This is a genomic window from Burkholderia sp. NLJ2 (assembly GCF_049487195.1).
GTDB classification, from domain to species: domain Bacteria; phylum Pseudomonadota; class Gammaproteobacteria; order Burkholderiales; family Burkholderiaceae; genus Burkholderia; species Burkholderia pyrrocinia.
Window position 1 is genome coordinate 1,910,551 of the sequence record NZ_CP137810.1, and the last position, 20,887, is coordinate 1,931,437.

Sequence of the window (20,887 nt, forward strand, 5' to 3'; positions counted from 1 at the left end):
TTCGCAACGTCTAAGCGCTCGCGTGCGATCCAATGATGCCGTCAAAGTTCATCAGACTTGTCGCATCGCTTCCGATCATTCAGTTCGATCGCATCAAAATCACAAAACTTTTTTGCATTCCAAAATTTCGGACGAGTTCTATAGACATATTCACCTAAAAAGATGACTGTCCAAGGTTCCGGAACACGAACGTAACCATGCCATTCCATGCCCCTTGGACGGGCGATTGGATTTTTACCCACTCCAATTGAGGAGCCGACAATGAGTCGACGAGCAGTCAGAAACGGCAACCCGACAACAACAAGCGGCATGATCATCGCCGTTCTGTCAACGATGTTTAACCACTGCAAACGGGTTCACCTTGATGGTGGCAAGGCGACATGCGGAAATTGCGAAGCGACGTTTCTTCCTGATAGTGAGAAGCGCAAAGCGCAAGATCCGCCACGGACGTCTTGGCCGATGATATCGACCGCCCACTCGTAAACGTCCGCTATCGAATCGTAACGGATGCCTAGCAGATCTTCACCGGCAGCACTGACAACGCCGGGCAAACGCGCTGCTTCGTTACTGACACGACGGCATCCCTGAAAATCTACATGACTGGACTTTAAGCAATGGAAAATTTTTCCGATCGCAATGAGTACGACTTTGATGCGGATGAAGACAAAGAATGGTTCCTCGTTCACTCCGGGGCTGTCACCAACACAAATCCGGGATCGACGGTTGACGTTTACATTAACACGACACCCATTTGCCCAAACATGACCAACAGAGAATTCAGGATTATGCTAGCGAAACTGCTTAAATGGTCCATAATTCTAGTTGAACGAAGAATCGCTGACCTGAAGCGGTACGACGAAAGAACAAAGGAGAGAATGATCTATTGGTTCAATCGATGCGATGAGAATACACGGCAGTATCTTATCAGCGGCTTCTCACGACAGCTCGCCGTTCTCAAGACACTAACGCCACACAATTTCGTTCGAACCGATCCGAATCTCGATAGAATGTTAGGCTGCGTCCCAAATATGAGTGACATTGATAACGAGGCCGCTCATGTTTGCGGGCCTAACACGGAGCGCAAGCTTATAAGTATTGCGACGAAATTTTGTACCGGCTTGCGCAACCAGAATATGTTCGGGGATTCCCGGCTGTCTACGCTCATTCACGAAGTAACACATTTCATTGACACCTTCGGTAGCAGCGACCCTCGTTACGGGCTTGACCCCACAGCAGCCGCATGGGCAAGAGCCAATCCTGACCTGGCATTGAGAAATGCTGACACACTCACCGGATTCGTGATCTACGGCGAAAACTTATTTGCAGATTGAGGAGCCCAATTCAGCATGAGAACTTTCATTACAGCATCAATCACCGTCACTGCAATATTATTAATTTTTCCAAAAAAGTCCGCCGCGGAATGTCAGGGACCACAAAATCTGCCATCGCAACAATTGTTCGTGGCATTTTCACCCAACAGTCACAAAATCATCAAATCCGAGCAGATACGAATTGGACGATGGGTATCAGCAACCAACTCAAATTACCCGATTCAAAACTGGATTTACATAATTGGCAGCGCGTCCAAAAACGAAACCACTCCCGATCAACTTGCGACAAAACGTGCTTCTGAAGTGGCAAAAATCATTATAGACGATGGACTGATAAACGCACCATTTCAGATAAAAACGCAGATTTATCCAACCGATAGTACAACCGAATCAACGTCAGAAACCCGTGAGGTCACCGTTCAAGTGAGCCCCGGCTGCCTCGACAACTGCTGTACGGGCCATTGACATGAAGGTTGGCTCATTTATCGCCGCTGCGCTTGCGTTGAGCTCAGCACATCCAGCGCTTGCGTGCGATGCTCCATCAGATCTGTCCGGGCAAGATTTCGATGTCCTATTCGAGTGACATGTCAATCACCGAACTGGTGAAGCTATCAGGGAGTTCTCAAGAATCAAACGGTCCCTTGCTTCATCCGCCGGCGCCGTTCGAGCCAGTCGAGCAGTTGCCGCCCGTCGCGTTCGCCGAACCAGCGCGCGTGCCCGATCAGATAACCGTCGTACGCGATGTCGACAATAGCCGGCGCATCGATGATGCAGCCGAAATACGCGACCTCCGACAGCGCGAACTCCGTATGCACGATCGGCAGCAGCGCGACCAGCGCCGCATACGCGTCGTCGCTCAGCGGTTCGAGCGATTCGTAGCCGTCGAGCAGCGCATCGATCTGTTCGTATTCGACGCGCCGCGCGTCGGCCGGCGCCATCCAGTCGACCGTATTGCGCTCGATCGCGAGCGCGAGATCCATCACCGCGCAGGTGCGATCCGACAACCCGAAATCGAGCACGGTCCGCACCTGCGCGCCGGGCCCCGCATCGGTCCACAGCAGGTTCGACGCATGCCAGTCGCCGTGCGTCCACAGCGGCGGCAACGCGGGCAGCAGCGGCACGAGGCGCGCGTGATACGGGCCGATCGCGTCGGCGACGTCGCCGCGCCAGTCGCGCGCGCCGAGCGCACGCACGAGCAGCGGTTGCGTTTCGACCCAGCGTTCGAGCGCGCCCGCCAGATCGGCGGACGACAGCACCCGGAAACTCGACAGCAGCGTGCGCACGGGCCGCGCGGGCGCATCGTAGCCGGCCGACGCGCGATGCAGCTCGGCCAACGCGCGGCCGGCCGCGTACGCATGCGACGGATGCGTGAACGGCTGCCACGACATCACGCCGCGATACGGGTCGACGCCGGGCGCGAGCACGTGCACCTCGTAGGTCCATTCGCCGGAGGCGAACGCGGTCGCGCCGTCGCGGCCGGCGAGCACGTCGACCACGGGCATGCCGCGTTCGCGCAGATGCGCGATGAAGCGATGTTCTTCCTCGAGCCCCGCGACATCGCGCAGGCTCGCGTGATGACGCTTGACGAACAACCCGCGCCCGTCCGCCATCCGCACGAGCACGGCCGCCGCGAACTGCCGCGGGCTGTGCCACGTCAGCCGGGCCGGTTCGCCGGCACCGTCGATCCGCGCGAGCACCGCCGCCACCTCGTCGTGCGTCATCAGCGGCCAGTCGCGTTCGGCCTGCTCGCCGTCGACGCCGAATTGCGGCGGCGCGACGTCACGCGATACTGGCCCGTCCGGCTCGAGTGGGAATGACATGAACGATGTTGCTCCGTAGTTGAATCGGCGCGTGAATCAGCGCGCGCCGCCGCCCGACGCGAGCGCGCCGCCGGCCGCCGCGCGCAGCGTCGCGGCCGTCCGGCTCCAGTCGCGCCAGCCGACGACGGCGAGCCCGATGAACAGCGCATAGAGTCCGGCCGTCAGATACAGCGCCTTGAACACGAACATCCCGACATACACGACGTTTACGACGATCCACAGCCCCCACGACGCGATGTAGCGCCGCGCGGTCCAGTATTGCGCGACGAGGCTGAACGCGGTCAGCGACGCATCGACGAACGGCAGCGCCGCATCGGTCCAGCGCGCCATCATGCCGCCGAGCAGCGCGCTGCCGACGACGGCCGCGATCAGGTCGGGCAGCATCTGGCGCGGCCGCACGCCCGTGACGGGTTCCACGTCGCCCGCCGGTGCCGCGCCGCCGCCGGCTTCGCTCGCGCGCTGCGCGAGCCAGCGCTGCCAGCCGTACACCTGCAGCACCGCGAACGCGCCCTGCAGCAGCATGTCCGAGTACAGCTTCGCGTCGAAGAAGATCCAGCCGTACAGCGCAACCGACACGAGCCCGACCGGCCAGCACAGCATGCGCCGCTTCGCGGTCAGCCAGATCGCGAGCGCGCTGACGATCACGCCGGCGATTTCGAGTGGGGACATCGTCTGTGCTCTCCTGGGTAGCTGCCGGGGCCGCGCGTCACGCGGCCGGTCCCGGACGATCAGAAATCATAGGTCAACGACACGCGCGCGGTGCGCGGCGCACCCGGGAACAGGTACGCATCGCCTTGCTGCTCGCCCGCGTCGCGCCAATAGAACTTGTTGAACAGATTGTCCACCGATACGCGCAGCACCGTGCGATGGCCGCCGATCTTCGTCGTATAGCGCGCGCCGAGATTGAACACGAACCACGACGGCACGCGCGCGGTGCCTTCCTCGTTCGCGTTGCGGGCCGCGCTGTACTCGACGCCGCCGAGCACGTTCAGGCCCGCGACGCCCGGCACCGCGTAATCCGCATACAGCGACGCGCGCAATGCGGGCACGTTGATGATCTGGTGTCCTTCATACGCCGGCGAACCCGAATCGACCGCACGGGCGCGGATCGCCGCGACGCTGGCCGTCAGCGCGAGCCGCTCGGTCACGCGGCCGGCCGCGCCGAGCTCGATCCCCTGGTGCCGCTGCGTGCCGCGCTGCACGAACGTGTAGGTCGTGCCCGATGCGTCCGGGTCGGCGAACTGGAACGGCTTGCTGATCGAGAACACGGCGGCCGTGAGGCTCAGCCGGTCGAGCCAGTCGTATTTCGCGCCGACCTCGACCTGGTGCGATTCGACGGGCGGCAGGAACGCATACGCGTTGGTCGCGCGCACCGGCGCCTGATCGCCGAGCGACAGCGCCTTGCTGTACGACGCGTACAGCGACAGCACGTTCACCGGCTTGTAGACGAGCGCGACCTGCGGCAGGAACACCGAGCGATCGGTATGCGTGGTCGGGCCGTCGAGGCTGCTCCAGCTGCGCTGGCGCAGCAGCACTTCCTTGCCGCCCGCGAGCACCTGCCAGCGTTCGCCGAGGCTGATGCGGTCGAGCCCGAACACGCCGTACTGCCATGCGTCGAGGCGCGGATACGACGGCCCGGGCGAATTCGGCGACGGCGGGAACGCCACGTCGGCCCCGTAGATATTCTCGCTGCCCACGTAGTCGTACACGGCGTCGGCCATGTGCACGACGCGGCGCTGCACGCTCACGCCGAGCGTCAGCTCGTGCCGCAGCGGCCCCGTCGCGAACTTGCCGGTCGTGACCGCGCGCAGGTCGTCGTTGCGCCGGTATTCGCCGGGGCTGCGGAAGTCGTACACGTCGTAGTCGCCGTTCGCGCCGAAGAAGAACGGCGACGTCGCGCCGGCCGCGCAGCTCGCCGCATACGAGCAGCCGTACGCGAACGCGCTGTTGTCGTCGATCATCGTGCGGCTGCGGCCGGCGGCGATGTACGCTTTCCAGTCGTCGTTGAACTGGTAGTCGAAGCGCGCGTTCAGGTTCAGCGCGTCGGTCGTCACCGGTTTCGCCCACGGCTGCGTGCCGAGCGCCTTCGACGTCGTGTTGACCGACGGCACGACGGTGCCGCCGAGCAACTGGTAGCCGGGCGCGGAACGCTGGATCCATTGCTGGAATTCGGCATTGAGCTGCAGGCTCGCACGCGGGCTGATGTCCCAGTCGGCGGCGATCGAGCCGAACGTGCGCCGCCCGTTCGTGCCGTCGATGTACGAGTGCATGTTCTCCTTCGCGGCATTGATCCGGAAGCCGAACTGATTGTCGGGGCCGAAGCGGCGGCCGAGATCGACGGCCGCCGACGTCGAGCCGCGGCTGTCGACGCCGCCCGTCACGCTCGCGACGTTCGCGGAGCGCTTCGTCACGAAGTTGATCACGCCGCCCGGCGCGACGACGCCGCTGTCGATGCCGGCGAGCCCCTTCAGGATCTCGACGCGTTCCTTGTTCTCGAGCGGCACGTTCTGCTCGCCGGACACCGTCAGCCCGTCGATCCGGATCGCGCTCGCGAGATCGACCGGAAAGCCGCGGATCGCGAAGCCTTCGAAATAGCCGACCGGCGCATAGTCGTTGACGACCGACGCGTCGTTGCGCACGACGTCGCTGAGCCGCTTCGCCTGCTGGTCGTCGAGCTGCGCGCGCGTGACGACGCTCACCGATGCCGGCGTGTCGCGCAGCGGCCTGTCGTCGAGCCCCGCGACCGACGCGTTGCGCACGCGAAACGCGGTGCCGTGCTCGCCGTTCACCGTGATCGTCGGCAGCGTCGCGCTGCCGGCCGCATCGGCGTCCGGTGCCGGCGCATCGCCCTGTGCTGCTGCAGCCTGCGCCGCAAAAAGCGTGATGCCGAGACCGACGCCGAGCCCGACCTTCGCGCGCCGCCGCCGTGCGGGCGACGCTGTTGTTTTATTCACCGTCATTGTTCTGGATGGAAAACTCGCCACTCGACCCTGTCGAAACACGTTACGAAGCTGCGAAGCGCCCGCCCGCGGACGAATCTTCACCCGCCGGCGTATCCGGCCGGCACGACATTCGTCGGACGAATCGGACGAGACGGCACGCATGCGTGCCGGTCGATCAGGAAGACGCAGGATGGGACATCGGATTCAGGTGACGCACCGGGAGCCGACGCAGCCGTCGACGGGTTCGTCGGGTGCCTGTCGGGCGGCCGGCAGCATCGCGCGGTCGTGTCATGCGGGGGACGCTTCGAACGCCCCGGTGCGAACGGCGGGCAGTTGCGCGCGCCGTTCGTCGGAACGGCGGCCTGCCCGTCGCGCGCGACATCGCGGCGTGGCGCGCATTTTACCCCGGGCGGGGATCGAGACCTTGGAATCGGGTGGAACGGACGGCGGGGACGGAGAAACGCGGTCGGGCGGGACGACAACGGCGGCAATGCGACCACCACGCGCGTCGCGCCGGGCAAGCTTGCAGACCGGCGCGGTCACGCTCCGGTCACGCGGGCGGAAACCGGAGCGGGCGCGATAGCCCGCTCGCGGTTCATGCGCCGCTCAGAACCCCTGCATCGTCACGGTCGGATCGACGACCAGATGCACGACGCCGTAGATCACGGCCCCGACCAGCACGGCGAGGATGATCGCCACGAACGGCAGCAGCGTGAAGTTGACGTTCGCGAGATCGTTCGCGTGCGCCTTGCTGTTGCGCACGCCGAAGAAACTCCACAGGACCAGCTTGATCATGCCGAGCAGTTTCATGATTGCGCTCCTTTCATCGAATCGGTTGACGCTATCGTCGATCCGACCGGCATCCGAAAAAAGAAGCAGTTGCGTGTGCTTTTCGCGCAGCAGGCCCTCTGCGGCGGCATGTCGCAGGTGCTGTCAGCGGTCGAGCACGAGCGGTTCCGTGGCGCCTTGCGCCGGCCGCGCAACGCACAGCAGCGCGCAGCCGGGTTCGACCGCCGCATCGGGCGTTTGCTCGTAGTCGACCGCGCCGGACAGCACGCGCGTCGCGCACGTGCCGCACGAACCGGAGCGGCATTCGGACGGTACGGCGACGCGCTGCCCTTCCGCGAATTCGAGCAACGTGCCGTCGGCGGGCGTCCATGCGGTTTCGCGCCCGGTGCGCCGGAACACGACGGGCATGCTCGCCGCCGCCGGCGTGCCTGCCGCGCGGGCCGCGCTGCGCGCCACAGTGGACGGCCCGAACGCCTCGAAGCGGATACGTTCGTCCGGCACGTTCAGCGCGCGCAGCCCGTCGTACAGCTCGCGCATGAACGCCGACGGCCCGCACAGGTAGAAGTCGTAGTCGTCGAACGGCAGGATTCGCTTCAGTTGCGCGATGTCGATGCGGCCGGCCCGCGCTACCGTGTCGCCGTGCGGACGGCTGTCGAACCAGTGGAGCGACAGCCGCGCATCGGCGGCCGCGATGCGCGCCAGTTCCGCCGCGAACGGCCGGTCGGCCGCTTCGCGTGCGCCGTGCACGAACACCATGCGGCGCGACGGCGCGGCGTCGGCCAGCGCGCGGCGCAGCATCGCGATCATCGGCGTGATGCCGATGCCGGCCGATACGAGCACGGCCGGTCGCGGGCTCGCGAGATCGAACGTGAAACGGCCGCGCGGCATCTGCGCGTCGAACGTCATGCCCGCCTGCGCGTGATCGTGCAGCCACGCCGAAACGCGCCCTTCGCGCTTCACCGTGATCCGGTAATGCGCACCGCCCGGCGCATCGGAAAGCGTATAGCTGCGAATCGACGGCGCATCGCTGCCCGGCAATGCAACACGCAGCGTCAAATGCTGCCCGGCTTCGTATGCGGGCAACGCGCCGCCGTCCACCGGTTCGAAATGGAACGAGCGGATCGAGCGCGCTTCGTCGACGATCTTCGCGATGCGCAGCGATAGCCATGTTGGTATCGATGCCGATGCCGGTGCCGGTGCCGATGCCGATGCGGGTGTCGATGCCGACGCCGATGCCGATGCCGATGCGGGTGCCGACGCCGATGCCGATGCGGGTGCCGACGCCGATGCGGGTGCCGACGCGGACTGCACCAGCGCGACCGCCGCCGTCGCCGCTCCACCGCCAGCAGCAGCAACCATCGCCGCGAACTGCGGCGCGCGCTCGACCGCCGACCACCGGAACGGCAGCACCGCGCGCACGCGCCGCACTTCCCGCACATGGAAGCGCACGACACGCTGCGCGCCGTCGAACGACGCGACGAGCGGCCCGTCCCACACGATCTCCGCACGCGCGGCGACGTACAGCAGGTCGCCGCTGTCGAAATCGACGAACAGCAGCCCCGCGCGCGGATCCTGCTGCAGGTTGCCGAGCGTGTTGAAGAAACGGTTGCCGCTGAAATCCGGCGTCGTCAGCGTGTGCGCATCATCGACACGCACGAAGCCCGGCATCCCGCCGCGATGCGACACGTCCGCGCCGCGCGCGGCGCCCGCGTCCGCCGACGTATTCGCGCTCGCGACGAAGAACGTATCGGCCTGCGCGAGCAGCGCGCGATCCGCGTCGCCCAGCCGGTCCGACACGTCGGGCTCGACCTGCGCATCGCCGTCGCGCGCGACGAACGACGGCTTGCGGCCCTGGATGTACTTCGCGCAGTTGCCGAAGCTCTGCTCGACCGCGATCGTCAGCGCATCGCCGTCGACCGCGTGCACGACGCCGTTGACGCGATTGCGCCGCCGCGTATCGAACTCGATCCCGAGCCCGCCGAGCGGCGCACCCGGCCGCCACGCGCCGGCCAGCGGATCGCCCGGCAGCGCGGGCGCCGCGATGCGCAGCGTGCGCGCATCCGGCGACGTGACGAACCCCGGTGCGCCGGCCCGCAGCGTCGCCCACGGCTGGCCGTGCGCATCGACGCCGCCGAGCACGAAGAACGGCAGTTGCGCGAAAAACGTCCGGTGCTGGTCCGGCATGAAGCGCCGGATCCCGCGCCGGCCGGCCGCGCCCGCGGCCTCCGTCACGCCCGCGCGCTGCTGCACGGCGAGTTCGCCCGCGTGAAACGGCGCGGCGTCGAGTTCCCAGCCCGGTACGACGGCGGTCGGGGCGTTCATCGCGTTCTCCCTGAACAGGCGCGGCTTCGGTTGGCGTTACGCGGCGAGCAGGCCCGCGCGCGTCGTCGGCATGCCGACGAAACCCGGCAGCGCCTCGACACGTGCCAGCCATGCGCGCACATGCGGATACGGTTCGAGCGACACGCCGCCTTCCGGCGCGTGCGCGATGTACGTGTATGCGGCGACGTCCGCGATCGTCGGTTGTGAACCCGCCGCAAACGGCTTGCCGGCCAGTTCGCGGTCGATCACGTCGAGCAGCTTCGCGGCCGTGCGCTTGGCCGCTTCCTGGTCGAGCGGCGCGCCGAACACGGTCACGAGCCGTGCCGCGGCAGGCCCCGATGCGATCGGGCCGGCCGCATACGACAGCCAGCGCTGCACGGCCGCCGCGCCGGCCGGGTCGTCGGGCAGCCAGTGCGCGTCGCCGTAGCGCTTCGCGAGATACACGAGGATCGCGTTCGAATCGGCGATCACGGTGCCGCCGTCGTCGATCACAGGCACCTGCCCGAGCGGATTGAGCGCGAGGAACGCCGGTTCGCGCTGCGCGCCGGCTGCGAGGTCGATGTCGATGGTTTCGGACGGCAAGGCGAGCAGCGACAGGAACAACCGGACGCGATGCGCATGCCCGGACAGCAGGAACGAATAGACGCGAATCGGGGCGACGGGCTTACCGGCGACGGGCTCATCGGCGACGGGCTTGCTGACAACGGACATGGAAAACACTCCGGAATCTCACGTCGCCGGGAGTCGGCGACGAACAGCCCCAAGCGTAGCGCTCGCCGTTCGCGGCCAGAAGACGGATAATCGCTGAAACATTATCCGCTCCCATAGGACAATCGACGATGGCAGATCTGCGCGACGTGAACCTGAACCGGCTGGCGATCTTCGTCGCGGTGGTCGATGCCGGCTCGCTGACGGCCGCGGCCGAGCGGCTCGGCCTCGCGAAGACGGTCGTCAGCACGCACATGCAGCGCCTCGAATCCGAGGTCGGCGCGAACCTGCTGGTGCGCACGACGCGGCGGCTGAGCGTGACCGACGCGGGGCGTACGTTCTACGACGCGTGCCGCGACATCGTGCGCGCCACCGAAACCGCACTCGATGCGGTGTCGTCCGATACGGGGCCGCTGCGCGGCACGCTGCGCGTGAGCGTGCCGATCGACTACGGCGCACAGGTCGTCGCACCGGCCGTCGTCGCGCTGCGCGACTTGCATCCGGGGCTCGACGTCGAGCTCGTCGCGAACGACCGCGTCGTCGATCTTGTCGCGGACAACCTCGACGTCGCGATCCGCATCGGCCGCCTCGCCGATTCGAACTATCGCGCGGTGCAGCTCGGCACGTACGAGAAATGGCTGGTGGCGAGCCCCGCATTCGTCGCGCGCCACGGGCTGCCGCGCGATACGGACGCGCTCGCCGCGCTGCCGTTCGTGATGCTGTCGACGCTGTCGCGCCCGCACACGCTCGAGCTTGAAAGCGCGCGCGGCGGCAAGGCATCGGTGCGCTGCGTGCCGGATTTCGTGTCGAACACCGCGACCGCCTGCCGCGCGATCGTGCTGGCCGGCGGCACATTCGGCTTGCTGACGGATTTCTCGACCGCCGACGACATCGCGGACGGCCGGCTCGTGCGGCTGCTGCCCGCATGGCGTTCGGCGCCGGCCGGGATCCATGCGGTGTATCCGTCGACGCGGTTGCCGTCGCCGAAGGTGCGGGCGTTCATCGATGCGATGAAAGCGAGGATCGGAGACACGCGACCGGTACGAAAGGGGAAGCGCGAGCGTTGACGCAAGCCGAAGTCCGTTGCGGCTGCCGCGCTTCGCCGGTTGCCGGCCGCACCGGGGTTCGCACCGTGTCCTGAGCGGCGACCGAATCGCCGTTGCCGGCCCATGCATTCCACCGACGAATCGCGACGCCCCATGAGCAGGCGTCGCCATGCACGTCGCTCATGCGCCGCATGAGAACTAATCGATTGTTGGCGACCCGGATCGACGCCGACAATCCGCTTCATGCCCCCTCGTTTGCGGTACGGGCCACTCCCCCCTCCCAACCGGCACATCACGATCCATGAACCACCCAGCCCCCCTCTCCTGCATCGCCGAGGCCCGCACGGCCGCACCGGCATCGTTCCATGGCCGCCCCCGCACCTGCGGCGAAGCGCTCGTCGACCTGCTCGAACGCTATGGCGTCGAATGCGTGTTCGGCATTCCCGGCGTGCATACCGTCGAGCTCTACCGCGGTCTCGCCGCGTCGTCGATCCGCCATGTGACGCCGCGCCACGAACAGGGGGCCGGCTTCATGGCCGACGGCTATGCACGCGTCACGGGCCGACCGGGCGTCTGCTTCATCATCACCGGGCCGGGGATGACCAATATCGCGACCGCGATGGCACAGGCCTACGCGGATTCGATCCCGATGCTGGTGATCTCGAGCGTCAACGCGCGGCGCGAGCTCGGCAGCGGCGACGGCCGCCTGCACGAGTTGCCGTCGCAGCGCGACGTGTTCGCGGGGCTCACCGCGTTCTCGCATACGCTGCTCGACGCGGCCGACCTGCCGCAGGTCCTCGCGCGCGCATTCGCGGTCTTCGAAAGCGCGCGGCCGCGGCCCGTGCACATCGAGATTCCGCTCGACGTGATCGTCATGCCGGCTGGCGCGATGCCCGACGCCCCGGTTGCCCTGCCCGCGAAACCCGCGCCCGACGCAAATGCGCTCGCAACGGCCGCGGACCTGCTCGCGCACGCGCGCCGGCCGCTGATCCTGGCAGGCGGCGGCGCCGTCCACGCGGCGGCCGAACTGCGCGAACTCGCCGAGCGCCTGCACGCACCGGTCGCACTGACGATCAACGCGAAGGGCTTGCTGCCGGCCGGCCATCCGTTGCTGATCGGCTCCACGCAGTCGCTGCCGGCCACCCGCGCGGCGATCCGCGACGCCGACGTGGTGCTCGCCGTCGGCACCGAACTCGGCGAAACGGATTACGACGTCACGTTCGATGGCGGCTTCGCGATCGACGGCCGGCTGATCCGCATCGACATCGATGCGCAACAGCTGATGCGCAATGCCCGTGCGGAAATCGCCATCGCCGGCGATTCGCGGCTGGCGCTCGGCGCGCTGTCGACCCGCCTGCACGAAAAGCCGGCGCCGACACCCGCGGCCGGTTGGGGCGCGATGCGCGTGGCCGCCGTGCGCGCCGCAATCGCGTCCGGCCACGACGGCCACGCGCGCACGCAAGCACTGCTGATCGACACGATCGTCGAGGCGCTGCCCGGCGCGATCGTCGCGGGCGACTCGACGAGCCCCGTCTACGTCGGCAACTTCACCCACGACGCGCCGGCGCCGCGCAGCTGGTTCAACTCGTCGACCGGCTACGGCACGCTCGGCTACGGGCTGCCCGCCGCGATCGGCGCGAAACTCGCCGCGCCCGCGCGCCCGGTCGTCTGCCTGATCGGCGATGGCGGCCTGCAGTTCACGTTGCCGGAGCTCGCGAGCGCGGTCGAGGCCCGCCTGCCGGTGATCGTGATCGTCTGGAACAACCGCGGTTACGGCGAGATCCGCAAATACATGGTCGCGCGCGACATCACGCCGATCGGCGTCGATCCGTACACGCCCGACTTCCTGGCGCTCGCGCGCGGCTTCGGCTGTGCGGCGCACGCGGCCGCGACGCCCGACGCGCTGACCCGCGCGCTGCACGACGCGGCGGCGCGCGCAATCCCGACCGTGATCGAGATCGACGAAACGAAATGGTTCAGCCAGGTGCAGCGATGAGCCGGGCTGCCGAGCTTCGCTTCGATCCGCCGTTGCATACCGGCCTCTTCATCGACGGCGCGTGGGGCCCCGGCATCGACGGCGCGACGCTGCCCGTCGTCGATCCATCGACGGAAACGGTCATCGTGCATGTGGATGCCGGCGGCAGCGCGGACGTCGAGCGCGCCGTCCGGGCCGCGGCCCGCGCGTTTCCGGGCTGGAAACGCACGACGGGCGCCGCGCGTGCGGCCCTGCTCCGCGCGATCGCGCGCGGCGTCGACGCACGCCGCACGCGGCTCGCGACGCTGCAGTCGCTCAACAACGGCAAGCCGTTCGCCGAGGCCGAGATCGACGTCGCCGACGTGATCGCCACGTTCGACTACTACGCGGGCCTCGCGGAACGCCTCGACACGGACGGCGACACCGAGGTCGCGCTGCCCGGCGACGACCACCGCGCATGGATCCGGCGCGAACCGGCCGGCGTCGCCGCGCTGATCGTGCCGTGGAATTTCCCGATGGTAACGACCGCCTGGAAGCTCGCACCCGCGCTCGCGGCCGGCTGCACCGTCGTGCTGAAGCCTTCCGAGATCACGCCGCTGCCCGAACTCGAACTCGCCGCGATCGCCGCCGAAGCGGGCCTGCCGCCCGGCGTGCTGAACGTCGTGACGGGCACCGGCCACGACGTCGGCGCCCGGCTGTGCGCGCATCCGCTCGTCGCGAAAGTGTCGTTTACCGGCAGCACGGCGGTGGGCGCGCAGGTCATGAAAACAGCGGCGGACACGATCAAGGGCGTCGGCCTCGAACTCGGCGGCAAGTCGTCGATCGTCGTGTTCGACGACGCCGACCCCGATCACGCGGTCGAGCTGATCGCGGGCGGCGGCCTGTTCAACGCCGGGCAGATGTGTTCGGCGACCTCGCGTGTGCTCGTCGCCGCGTCGCTCGCCGACGACCTGATCGCGCGCCTCGCGCGGCGGATCGACGCGACCGTCGTCGGCCCGCCGTTCGCCGCCGGCGTGCAGATGGGGCCGCTGACGAACCGCACGCAATACGAACGCGTAAAGCGTCATATCGAGCAAGGCAAGGTCGACGGCGCGCGGCTCGTGACGGGCGGCGACGTACTCGCGGGCCCCGGTTACTTCATCCGGCCCGCGCTGTTCGCCGACGTGCCGGCCGACAGCACGCTATGGCGCGAGGAAATCTTCGGGCCGGTGCTGTGCGTGCGCGCGTTCGACACCGAAGACGACGCGATCGCGGCCGCCAACGATACCGAATACGGGCTCGTCGCGACCGTCGTCACGCGCGACGCCGCACGCGGCAAACGGGTCGCCGACGCGCTCGAGGCGGGCGTCGTCTGGATCAATACGCCACAACTGATCTATCCGCAAACCTCATGGGGCGGCTACAAGCGCAGCAGCGTCGGACGCGAGCTCGGCCCGTTCGGGCTGGCCGCGTTCCAGGAGATCAAGCAGGTGATGATGCCGGCCCGCTGAGACCGGCCGGCCCATGCGTTTATGTCATGCCGCGCATGCGGATATTTCGTTTGTTGCGGAAATTTGACCTCCCTACAGTTCATCCACACCCCGCGCCGCCGTTCGGCGACCGGCATCGAACCACACGGCATCGTTCATCAGGAGACGGCCATGCAACATTTCAAGGCGGGCAGAAGGCAGGTGATCAAAACCCTCGGCACGGCACTCGCTGCATCCGCCCTTCCGATGCCGTTCATCAGTACTGCGAAGGCTCAGTCGAGCAGATTCGCAGGCAAGACGCTGCGCCTGCTCACGTGGTCTGACGATACGGGCGCGGCCGCGCTGCGCAACATCGCGGAAACCTTCAGCAAGCAAACCGGCGCCCGCGTGATCGCCGACCGCGCGGACGGCACCTCGGGCATGGTCGCCAAGGTCAAGGCCGCCGGCGAGCGGCCGACCTACGACGTGATCACGCTGGCCGGCGTCGGCGCGGCCGGCCTCGCCGACGCGGGCTTGCTCGCGAAGCCGGACCTGAACCGGCTGCCGAACCTGAAGGACGTCGCGCCGCCGTACCGCACGGGCGCGAACGGCTTCGGCATCGGCTACCTGCTGTGGTCGGACGGGCTGATCTACAACACGTCGACCGTGAAGAGCGCGCCGTCGAGCTACGAAGCACTTTGGGATCCGAAATACGCAGGTCGCCTGTTCCTGCCGCCGCCGGAATGGGCCGAGGCAGTCGATCTCGCGATCGTCGCCGCGAAGCTGGCCGGCGGTTCCCAGCAGAACATCGAGCCGGGCTTCCGCAAGCTCGCGGAGCTCAAGGACCGCGTGATGACGCTCGGCGAAAACCCGAACCAGGTCGCCGACCTGTTCCGCACCGGCTCGCTCGACATCGGCGGCATCTATTCGCCCGCGTTCTTCCCGGACCAGATCCGCAAGCCCGAATACAAGATGGGCGTCACGTACGGGATGAAGGAAGGCTTCGCGACGCAGTTGATGTTCACCGTGATCCCGAAAGCGCACCCGGGCGACCTCGACCTGATCCACGCATTCATCAACCACTCGCTCGATGCGGGTGTGCAGGGCCGGATGGCGGCCGACGTGCTGAACGGGCCGGTGAATTCGAAGGCCGTGATCCCGGCGGAAAGCCGCGCGTTCGTGCCATCGCCGCGGCAAATCGCGGAAAAGGCCATCCTGCACGACGACAAGGCGCTCGCGGTCGTCCAGCCTGCGTGGATCAAGCGCTATACGAGCCTCTTCGCGGCGTAACGACATGACTTCGCTGTCTACCTCCCGTGACGCAGGGCCGGCCGCCGTCGGCCACGCCGGTTCCGCCGCCGCAAGCCCGCTGCCCGGCGTGCCGCCGTGGCTGCTGCTGGCGCCGATCCTCGCCTTCCTCGCGGTGCTCGCGGCCGCGACGCTCACCGTGCTGCGGATGAGCGTCGGTACGCCGGGCGACGAATGGCGCACGTTCACGCTGCAGAACTACGCCGATCTCGCCGATCCGTACTTCACGCACTCGCTGTGGCTCACGCTGCGCCTCGCGTTCCAGAGCATGGTGTGCGCGGTGCTGCTCGCGATCCCGGTCGCGCTGGCGATGGCGCGCGCCGAATCGCGGCTCGCCCGCCGGCTGATGCTCGCCGGCGTGTTGCTGCCGCTGCTCGTGAATCTGCTGCTGCAGGGCTACGGCTGGCTCGTCATGCTCGGGCCGGCGGGCCTGCTCAACCGCGCGTTGCTGGCGACCGGGCTGATCGAACGGCCGTTGCAACTGCTGTACCGCGAGCACGGTGTGCTGCTCGGGCTGATCCAGACGGCGTTCCCGCTCGCCGTGCTGCCGCTGTCCAGCGCGCTGCGCGCGGTGTCCCGCGCATACGACGAAGCGGCCGCGACCCTCGGTGCGACGCGCTGGCAGACGCTGCGGCACGTGACGCTGCCGCTCGCGATGCCGGGCCTTGTATCGGGTGCGCTGCTCGTGTTCGCGTACAACGCGAGCGCGTTCGCGGTGCCGCTGCTGCTGGGCGGCCGGCGCGTGCCGATGCTCGCGGTGCTCGTACACGACCAGGTCGCGCCCCTGCTCAACTGGCCTGCCGCCGCCGCTTCCGGCGTCGTGCTGATGGGCGCGACGCTCGTCGCGATGGCGGTTTCCCAGCGCCTCGCGCGCGTCCTGCAACGTCACGACGAGGTCGCCCGATGAATGCCTTCCTGCTGCGCACGCCGCTGCCCGGCCGCCTCGGGCGCGCGACCAGCGCGCTCGCGACGCTCGTGCTGTGCCTCGCCGCGCTGCCGATCGTAACGATGATCACGATGTCGTTCGGCTCGTCGGGCACGCTCGAATTCCCGCCGCGCCAGTTCAGCCTGCACTGGTACCGCGCCGCATGGCAGACCTTCGTGTCGGCCGACGCGGGCAGCGCGCAATCGATGGGCGCCGCGCTGACGACGAGTCTCGTCGTAGCGACCGCAACGATGCTGATCGCGACCGCCGTCTCGGTACCCGCGGCCTACGCGCTGTCGCGTTATCGCTTTCGCGGCAAGGCGCTCGTCGAACAGCTGGTCGCGCTGCCGATCGTCTACCCGCTCGTGATGCTCGGTCTCGCGCTGCTGCTCGTGTTCAACGCGTTGCCGGCCGAACTCGGACTTGTGCGGCTGGTGGTCGCGCACGTGATCCTGACGCTGCCGTTCACCGTGAAGAACTGCGCGGCATCGGTTGCGTCGATCGGCCCGGAATTCGAGGAAGCGGCGTGCCTGATGGGCGCGAGCCCGCTGCGCGCGCTCGTCGATGTCGTGCTGCCGCTGATGCGGCCGGGCATCCTCGCCGGCATGCTGTTCGCGTTCATCGTGTCGTCCAACGAATTCACGGTGACGTTCTTTCTGTACAGCGTCGACACGATGACGCTGCCGGTGTGGCTCTACAGCCGCACCGTCTCGTCGCTCGACCCGACCGTGTTCTGTTTCGCGGTATTCACCGTCGCGATCGACTTCGCGCTGATCTGGATGCTCGAAAAACTCGTCGGCGACAAGGGCGTTGCGCTCTGATCCGCGCGCCGTCCTCGCCCGTTCAAGGAGACCTCATGTCCCAGCTCATCCTCCAGCACGTCACGAAGCGCTTCCACCAGGCGTATGCCGTCGATCACGTCGACCTGTCCGTGCCGGACGGCAAGCTCGTCTGCTTTCTCGGCCCGTCGGGTTGCGGCAAGACGACGCTGATGCGGATCATCGCCGGCCTCGAGACGCCGACCTCGGGCACGATCGCGTTCGCCGGCCGCGACCTCACGCACGTTCCCGCCAACCGGCGCGATTTCGGCATGGTGTTCCAGTCCCTCGCGCTGTTCCCGCACATGACGGTCGCGCAGAACATCGCGTATCCGCTGCGGCTGCGCAAGACCGCCAGGGCCGCGCAGGCTCGGCGCGTCGCCGAGCTGCTGGAGCTGATCCAGCTGCCGCACATGGCCGACCGGCTCGTCACGCAACTGTCCGGCGGGCAACGCCAGCGCGTCGCGATTGCACGCGCGATCGCTTCGTCGCCGCGCCTGCTGCTGCTCGACGAGCCGCTCTCCGCGCTCGACGCGAAGCTGCGCGAGGCGATGCAGGTCGAGATCCGGCTGCTCCAGCAGCGGCTCGGCATCACGACGATCATGGTCACGCACGACCAGCGCGAAGCGATGACGATGGCCGACGAGATCGTCGTGATGGACAAAGGCCGCATTCAGCAGGTTGGCCGGCCGCTCGATATCTACCGCGATCCGGTCAACGAGTTCGTCGCCGATTTCATCGGCCTCGGCAACATCCTGCCGGTCGCCCGCGACGGCGACGATGCGATTGTCCTGCCGGGCGGACAACGGCTCACGATCCGGTGCGCGCCGGACACGCAGCCGGCGGCCGACGCCGTGCGCCTGCTGATCCGTCCGGAGGACGTCTGCGTTCGCCCGAGCGCGGCGCCGTCGTCCACGCCCAATACGCTTGCCGGCACGATCACGTTCGTGCGCGACGTCGGCGCGTCGATCGAAGCGACGATCGATTGTCGCGGCTTCACGCTGACGGCCGCAACGACGCCGCGCGAAACGCCCGACCTGCACGTCGGCATGCCGGTATTCGCCGAACTGCCGGCACGCGCCTGCAAGCTGATCGCCGCACGCGGCGCCTGACACCCTCCCCTTTCACCACCGCAGCGACAAGGATCTCACCATGAACGCATCGACCCAAGCCACCCGTCTCGTGCGGCGCCTGCTCGCCCGTACCGCCCTCCTCTGCGCGTGCACCGGCGCGGGGCTCGCCGCCTTCGCACCGCTTGCGCATGCCGACGCACTCGACACGATCGCGAAATCCGGCGTCGTACGCATCGGCGTGTTCGAGGACTATCCGCCGTTCGGTTCGATCGGCGCCGACATGAAGCCGCAAGGCTATGACATCGACATGGCCAACCTGCTCGGCAAGGCGCTCAACGCGAAGGTCGAGCTCGTGCAGGTCACCGGCGACAACCGGATGGCCTACCTTGCCGACCGCAAGACCGACATGCTGCTGTCGGTCGGACAGACGCCCGAGCGCGCGAAGGTGATCGACTTCTCGAACGCGTACGCGCCGTACTATCTCGCGGTATTCGGCCCGAAATCGCTCGCCGTGAAGGGCACCGCCGACCTCGCCGGCAAATCGGTCGCGGTCGCGCGCGGCACGCTCGAGGACTTGAGCGTGAGCAAGGTCGCGCCGCCGAGCGCGACGATCAAGCGCTTCGACGATCCGAACGGTGCAATCGCCGCCTTCCTGTCGGGACAGGCGCAACTGCTCGTGGTCGGCAACGACGTCGGTGCGACGATCATCGCCCGCCATCCTTCGATCGACCCGGAGCAGAAGTTCTCGCTGTTCAGTTCGCCCGATCACGTCGGCCTGAACAAGAACGAGCCGCGCCTGATGCAGAAGGTCAACGACGCGATCGCCGGCGCGAAAAAGAACGGCACGCTGAACACGCTGTCGCAGAAGTGGCTGCATGCGGCGCTGCCGGCCGACCTGTGATGCGCTCCGTACCCGCCCTGCATTCACGACCCGAGGCACCGCGATGACCTACGTGTTCGATTTCAGCGATTTCGGCCTGTATGCCGGCATGCTCGCGCGCGGGATCGGCGTGACGCTCGGCCTCACCGCGGCCTCCACCGTGCTCGGCGGCCTGATCGGCACGGCCGGCGCATGGATCTCGCTCGCCGGCCCCCGCTGGGCGCGCGCGCTCGTCGCGACCTATGTCGAATTGATCCGCAACACGCCGTTCCTGGTCCAGCTGTTCTTCATCTTCTTCGGCCTGCCCGGTATCGGCGTGCATATCGACGAAGCGCAGGCGGCCGTGCTGGCGATGACGGTCAACCTCGGCGCCTATGCGGTCGAGATCCTGCGCGCCGGCATCGAATCGGTCCCGCACGGGCAGGCCCAGGCCGCGCAGGCGCTCGGGCTGCACGGCCGCCAGGTGTTCGGCCACGTCGTGCTGCCGCAGGCGCTTGCGAACGTGTACCCCGCGCTGCTCGGGCAAGTGCTGATCGTGATGCTCGGCTCGGCCGTCGTGTCGCAGATCTCGGTGCCCGACCTGACCTATGCGGCGAATTTCATCCAGTCGCGCAATTTCCGTGCGTTCGAGATCTACATCGTCGTGACTGCGATCTACCTGCTGCTGTCGATCGCGCTGCGCATGCTGCTCAATCGCGTCGGCCGCCGGCTGTTCGCAGGCCGCGCGCCGCACGGCGCAGCCGCCGCACCGCGCCGCTCGTGCATCGCCCGCTTTACGTGGCGCGCGCGCTCCCCTGAAACCGGCCTCCCGACGGAGCGTGCCCGATGATCGAATTCACCTTCCAGGATATTGCGTGGAACCTGCTGCTGGCCGCACGCTGGACCGTGCTGCTGTCGCTGATCACGTTCGTCGGCGGCAGCGTCGCCGGGTTCGTGCTGCTCGCGATGCGCATCTCGCCGGTGCCGGCGCTGCGCCGTTTCGTGAGCCTGTACGTCGAGCTGTTTCAGGGCACGCCGTTGCTGATGCAGCTGTTCCTCGGTTTCTTCGGACTGCCGCTGGTCGGCATCGACGTGACGCCGTGGGTCGCCGCATCGGTCGTGCTGACGTTGAACGCTAGCGCGTACCTGGCCGACATCTGGCGCGGCTGCGTCGACGCCGTGCCGCGCGGCCAGTGGAATGCCGCGGCGAGTCTCGGCATGACGTGGACGCAGCAGCTGCGCTACGCGGTCTGGCCGCAAGCATGGAAGATCGCTCTGCCGCCGACCGTCGGCTTTCTCGTGCAGGCGGTGAAGGGCACCGCGCTCACGTCGATCATCGGGCTGACCGAGCTCACCAAGACCGGCAACATCATCACCAACGCGGTGTTCAAGCCGTTTCCGATCTACGCGATGGTTGCGCTGCTCTACTTCGCGATGTGCTTCCCGTTGACGTGGTACGCGCGCACGCTCGAGCGACGCTATCGCGTCGCCAAAGCGCGCTGAACCGGCGCCGCGCGCCTCAT

General features: G+C 67.3%; 19 protein-coding genes. 12 read left to right on the forward strand and 7 right to left on the reverse strand.

Translation table 11 applies throughout. The features are described 5' to 3' along the window. Nucleotides 1-41: 41 nt before the first annotated feature. Nucleotides 42-311 (reverse strand): hypothetical protein, encoded by a 270-nt coding sequence (locus R9B84_RS30955; RefSeq protein WP_423761258.1) that lies wholly within the window; start codon nucleotides 309-311, stop codon nucleotides 42-44. A 303-nt stretch (nucleotides 312-614) separates the two neighbouring features. Between R9B84_RS30955 and R9B84_RS30960 the strand changes: the two genes are divergently transcribed. Continuing rightward, a complete protein-coding gene (locus tag R9B84_RS30960) occupies nucleotides 615-1,331 on the forward strand; it encodes a M35 family metallo-endopeptidase (protein ID WP_423761259.1) in 717 nt (238 codons plus the stop codon). A 15-nt stretch (nucleotides 1,332-1,346) separates the two neighbouring features. Then, nucleotides 1,347-1,796 carry a hypothetical protein gene (locus tag R9B84_RS30965; RefSeq protein WP_423761260.1) on the forward strand — a complete coding sequence of 150 codons (450 nt, stop codon included), beginning with the start codon at nucleotides 1,347-1,349 and terminating at the stop codon, nucleotides 1,794-1,796. A 164-nt stretch (nucleotides 1,797-1,960) separates the two neighbouring features. Here the strand turns inward: R9B84_RS30965 and R9B84_RS30970 are convergent, their stop codons facing one another. The 6 genes from R9B84_RS30970 to R9B84_RS30995 form a co-directional block, all read right to left on the reverse strand. Then, entirely contained in the window at nucleotides 1,961-3,151 is a 1,191-nt protein-coding gene (locus R9B84_RS30970; RefSeq protein WP_423761261.1) for a phosphotransferase enzyme family protein, read from the reverse strand. 36 nt (nucleotides 3,152-3,187) lie between these two features. Beyond that, entirely contained in the window at nucleotides 3,188-3,820 is a 633-nt protein-coding gene (gene pnuC, locus R9B84_RS30975; protein ID WP_423761262.1) for a nicotinamide riboside transporter PnuC, read from the reverse strand. Nucleotides 3,821-3,879: 59 nt separating this feature from the next. Continuing rightward, entirely contained in the window at nucleotides 3,880-6,111 is a 2,232-nt protein-coding gene (locus R9B84_RS30980; protein ID WP_423761263.1) for a TonB-dependent siderophore receptor, read from the reverse strand. A 588-nt stretch (nucleotides 6,112-6,699) separates the two neighbouring features. Further along, a complete protein-coding gene (locus tag R9B84_RS30985) occupies nucleotides 6,700-6,903 on the reverse strand; it encodes a DUF2970 domain-containing protein (protein WP_423761264.1) in 204 nt (67 codons plus the stop codon). Between the two features lie 123 nt (nucleotides 6,904-7,026). Further along, a complete protein-coding gene (locus R9B84_RS30990) occupies nucleotides 7,027-9,204 on the reverse strand; it encodes a pyridoxamine 5'-phosphate oxidase family protein (RefSeq protein ID WP_423761265.1) in 2,178 nt (725 codons plus the stop codon). A 36-nt stretch (nucleotides 9,205-9,240) separates the two neighbouring features. Continuing rightward, complete coding sequence (locus R9B84_RS30995; RefSeq protein ID WP_423761266.1) at nucleotides 9,241-9,915, reverse strand: glutathione S-transferase family protein; 675 nt, start codon at nucleotides 9,913-9,915, stop codon at nucleotides 9,241-9,243. A 128-nt stretch (nucleotides 9,916-10,043) separates the two neighbouring features. Between R9B84_RS30995 and R9B84_RS31000 the strand changes: the two genes are divergently transcribed. The 10 genes from R9B84_RS31000 (at nucleotide 10,044) to R9B84_RS31045 (ending at nucleotide 20,867) form a co-directional block, all read left to right on the forward strand. Then, a complete protein-coding gene (locus R9B84_RS31000) occupies nucleotides 10,044-10,979 on the forward strand; it encodes a LysR family transcriptional regulator (RefSeq protein ID WP_423761267.1) in 936 nt (311 codons plus the stop codon). Between the two features lie 280 nt (nucleotides 10,980-11,259). Next, nucleotides 11,260-12,954 carry a 5-guanidino-2-oxopentanoate decarboxylase gene (locus tag R9B84_RS31005; RefSeq protein WP_423761268.1) on the forward strand — a complete coding sequence of 565 codons (1,695 nt, stop codon included), beginning with the start codon at nucleotides 11,260-11,262 and terminating at the stop codon, nucleotides 12,952-12,954. After that, nucleotides 12,951-14,423 (forward strand): aldehyde dehydrogenase family protein, encoded by a 1,473-nt coding sequence (locus R9B84_RS31010; RefSeq protein ID WP_423761269.1) that lies wholly within the window; start codon nucleotides 12,951-12,953, stop codon nucleotides 14,421-14,423. The genes R9B84_RS31005 and R9B84_RS31010 overlap by 4 nt, the downstream gene beginning before the upstream one ends. A gap of 150 nt (nucleotides 14,424-14,573) precedes the next feature. Continuing rightward, nucleotides 14,574-15,671 carry an ABC transporter substrate-binding protein gene (locus R9B84_RS31015; RefSeq protein WP_423761270.1) on the forward strand — a complete coding sequence of 366 codons (1,098 nt, stop codon included), beginning with the start codon at nucleotides 14,574-14,576 and terminating at the stop codon, nucleotides 15,669-15,671. 4 nt (nucleotides 15,672-15,675) lie between these two features. Next, the gene (locus tag R9B84_RS31020) at nucleotides 15,676-16,596 is read left to right on the forward strand and encodes an ABC transporter permease (RefSeq protein WP_423761271.1); all 921 of its coding nucleotides are present in this window, start codon (nucleotides 15,676-15,678) and stop codon (nucleotides 16,594-16,596) included. Then, nucleotides 16,593-17,435, forward strand: coding sequence for an ABC transporter permease (locus R9B84_RS31025; protein WP_423761272.1), 843 nt, complete (start codon nucleotides 16,593-16,595; stop codon nucleotides 17,433-17,435). The genes R9B84_RS31020 and R9B84_RS31025 overlap by 4 nt, the downstream gene beginning before the upstream one ends. Before the next feature lie 35 nt (nucleotides 17,436-17,470). Then, nucleotides 17,471-18,544: an ABC transporter ATP-binding protein gene (locus R9B84_RS31030; protein ID WP_423761273.1), complete on the forward strand. Its 1,074-nt coding sequence runs from the start codon at nucleotides 17,471-17,473 to the stop codon at nucleotides 18,542-18,544. A 40-nt stretch (nucleotides 18,545-18,584) separates the two neighbouring features. Then, the gene (locus R9B84_RS31035) at nucleotides 18,585-19,406 is read left to right on the forward strand and encodes a transporter substrate-binding domain-containing protein (RefSeq protein ID WP_423761274.1); all 822 of its coding nucleotides are present in this window, start codon (nucleotides 18,585-18,587) and stop codon (nucleotides 19,404-19,406) included. Nucleotides 19,407-19,449: 43 nt separating this feature from the next. Then, entirely contained in the window at nucleotides 19,450-20,214 is a 765-nt protein-coding gene (locus tag R9B84_RS31040; protein ID WP_423761275.1) for an amino acid ABC transporter permease, read from the forward strand. After that, nucleotides 20,211-20,867 carry an amino acid ABC transporter permease gene (locus R9B84_RS31045; RefSeq protein ID WP_423761276.1) on the forward strand — a complete coding sequence of 219 codons (657 nt, stop codon included), beginning with the start codon at nucleotides 20,211-20,213 and terminating at the stop codon, nucleotides 20,865-20,867. Before R9B84_RS31040 ends, R9B84_RS31045 begins: the two co-directional genes overlap by 4 nt. Nucleotides 20,868-20,887 lie beyond the last annotated feature (20 nt).

Coding starts and splice junctions, on each gene's coding strand:
- R9B84_RS30955 (WP_423761258.1), bottom strand. CDS start 311: ATGCCGCTTGTTGTTGTCGGGTTGCCGTTTCTGACTGCTCGTCGACTC.
- R9B84_RS30960 (WP_423761259.1), top strand. CDS start 615: ATGGAAAATTTTTCCGATCGCAATGAGTACGACTTTGATGCGGATGAA.
- R9B84_RS30965 (WP_423761260.1), top strand. CDS start 1,347: ATGAGAACTTTCATTACAGCATCAATCACCGTCACTGCAATATTATTA.
- R9B84_RS30970 (WP_423761261.1), bottom strand. CDS start 3,151: ATGTCATTCCCACTCGAGCCGGACGGGCCAGTATCGCGTGACGTCGCG.
- pnuC (WP_423761262.1), bottom strand. CDS start 3,820: ATGTCCCCACTCGAAATCGCCGGCGTGATCGTCAGCGCGCTCGCGATC.
- R9B84_RS30980 (WP_423761263.1), bottom strand. CDS start 6,111: ATGACGGTGAATAAAACAACAGCGTCGCCCGCACGGCGGCGGCGCGCG.
- R9B84_RS30985 (WP_423761264.1), bottom strand. CDS start 6,903: ATGAAACTGCTCGGCATGATCAAGCTGGTCCTGTGGAGTTTCTTCGGC.
- R9B84_RS30990 (WP_423761265.1), bottom strand. CDS start 9,204: ATGAACGCCCCGACCGCCGTCGTACCGGGCTGGGAACTCGACGCCGCG.
- R9B84_RS30995 (WP_423761266.1), bottom strand. CDS start 9,915: ATGTCCGTTGTCAGCAAGCCCGTCGCCGATGAGCCCGTCGCCGGTAAG.
- R9B84_RS31000 (WP_423761267.1), top strand. CDS start 10,044: ATGGCAGATCTGCGCGACGTGAACCTGAACCGGCTGGCGATCTTCGTC.
- R9B84_RS31005 (WP_423761268.1), top strand. CDS start 11,260: ATGAACCACCCAGCCCCCCTCTCCTGCATCGCCGAGGCCCGCACGGCC.
- R9B84_RS31010 (WP_423761269.1), top strand. CDS start 12,951: ATGAGCCGGGCTGCCGAGCTTCGCTTCGATCCGCCGTTGCATACCGGC.
- R9B84_RS31015 (WP_423761270.1), top strand. CDS start 14,574: ATGCAACATTTCAAGGCGGGCAGAAGGCAGGTGATCAAAACCCTCGGC.
- R9B84_RS31020 (WP_423761271.1), top strand. CDS start 15,676: ATGACTTCGCTGTCTACCTCCCGTGACGCAGGGCCGGCCGCCGTCGGC.
- R9B84_RS31025 (WP_423761272.1), top strand. CDS start 16,593: ATGAATGCCTTCCTGCTGCGCACGCCGCTGCCCGGCCGCCTCGGGCGC.
- R9B84_RS31030 (WP_423761273.1), top strand. CDS start 17,471: ATGTCCCAGCTCATCCTCCAGCACGTCACGAAGCGCTTCCACCAGGCG.
- R9B84_RS31035 (WP_423761274.1), top strand. CDS start 18,585: ATGAACGCATCGACCCAAGCCACCCGTCTCGTGCGGCGCCTGCTCGCC.
- R9B84_RS31040 (WP_423761275.1), top strand. CDS start 19,450: ATGACCTACGTGTTCGATTTCAGCGATTTCGGCCTGTATGCCGGCATG.
- R9B84_RS31045 (WP_423761276.1), top strand. CDS start 20,211: ATGATCGAATTCACCTTCCAGGATATTGCGTGGAACCTGCTGCTGGCC.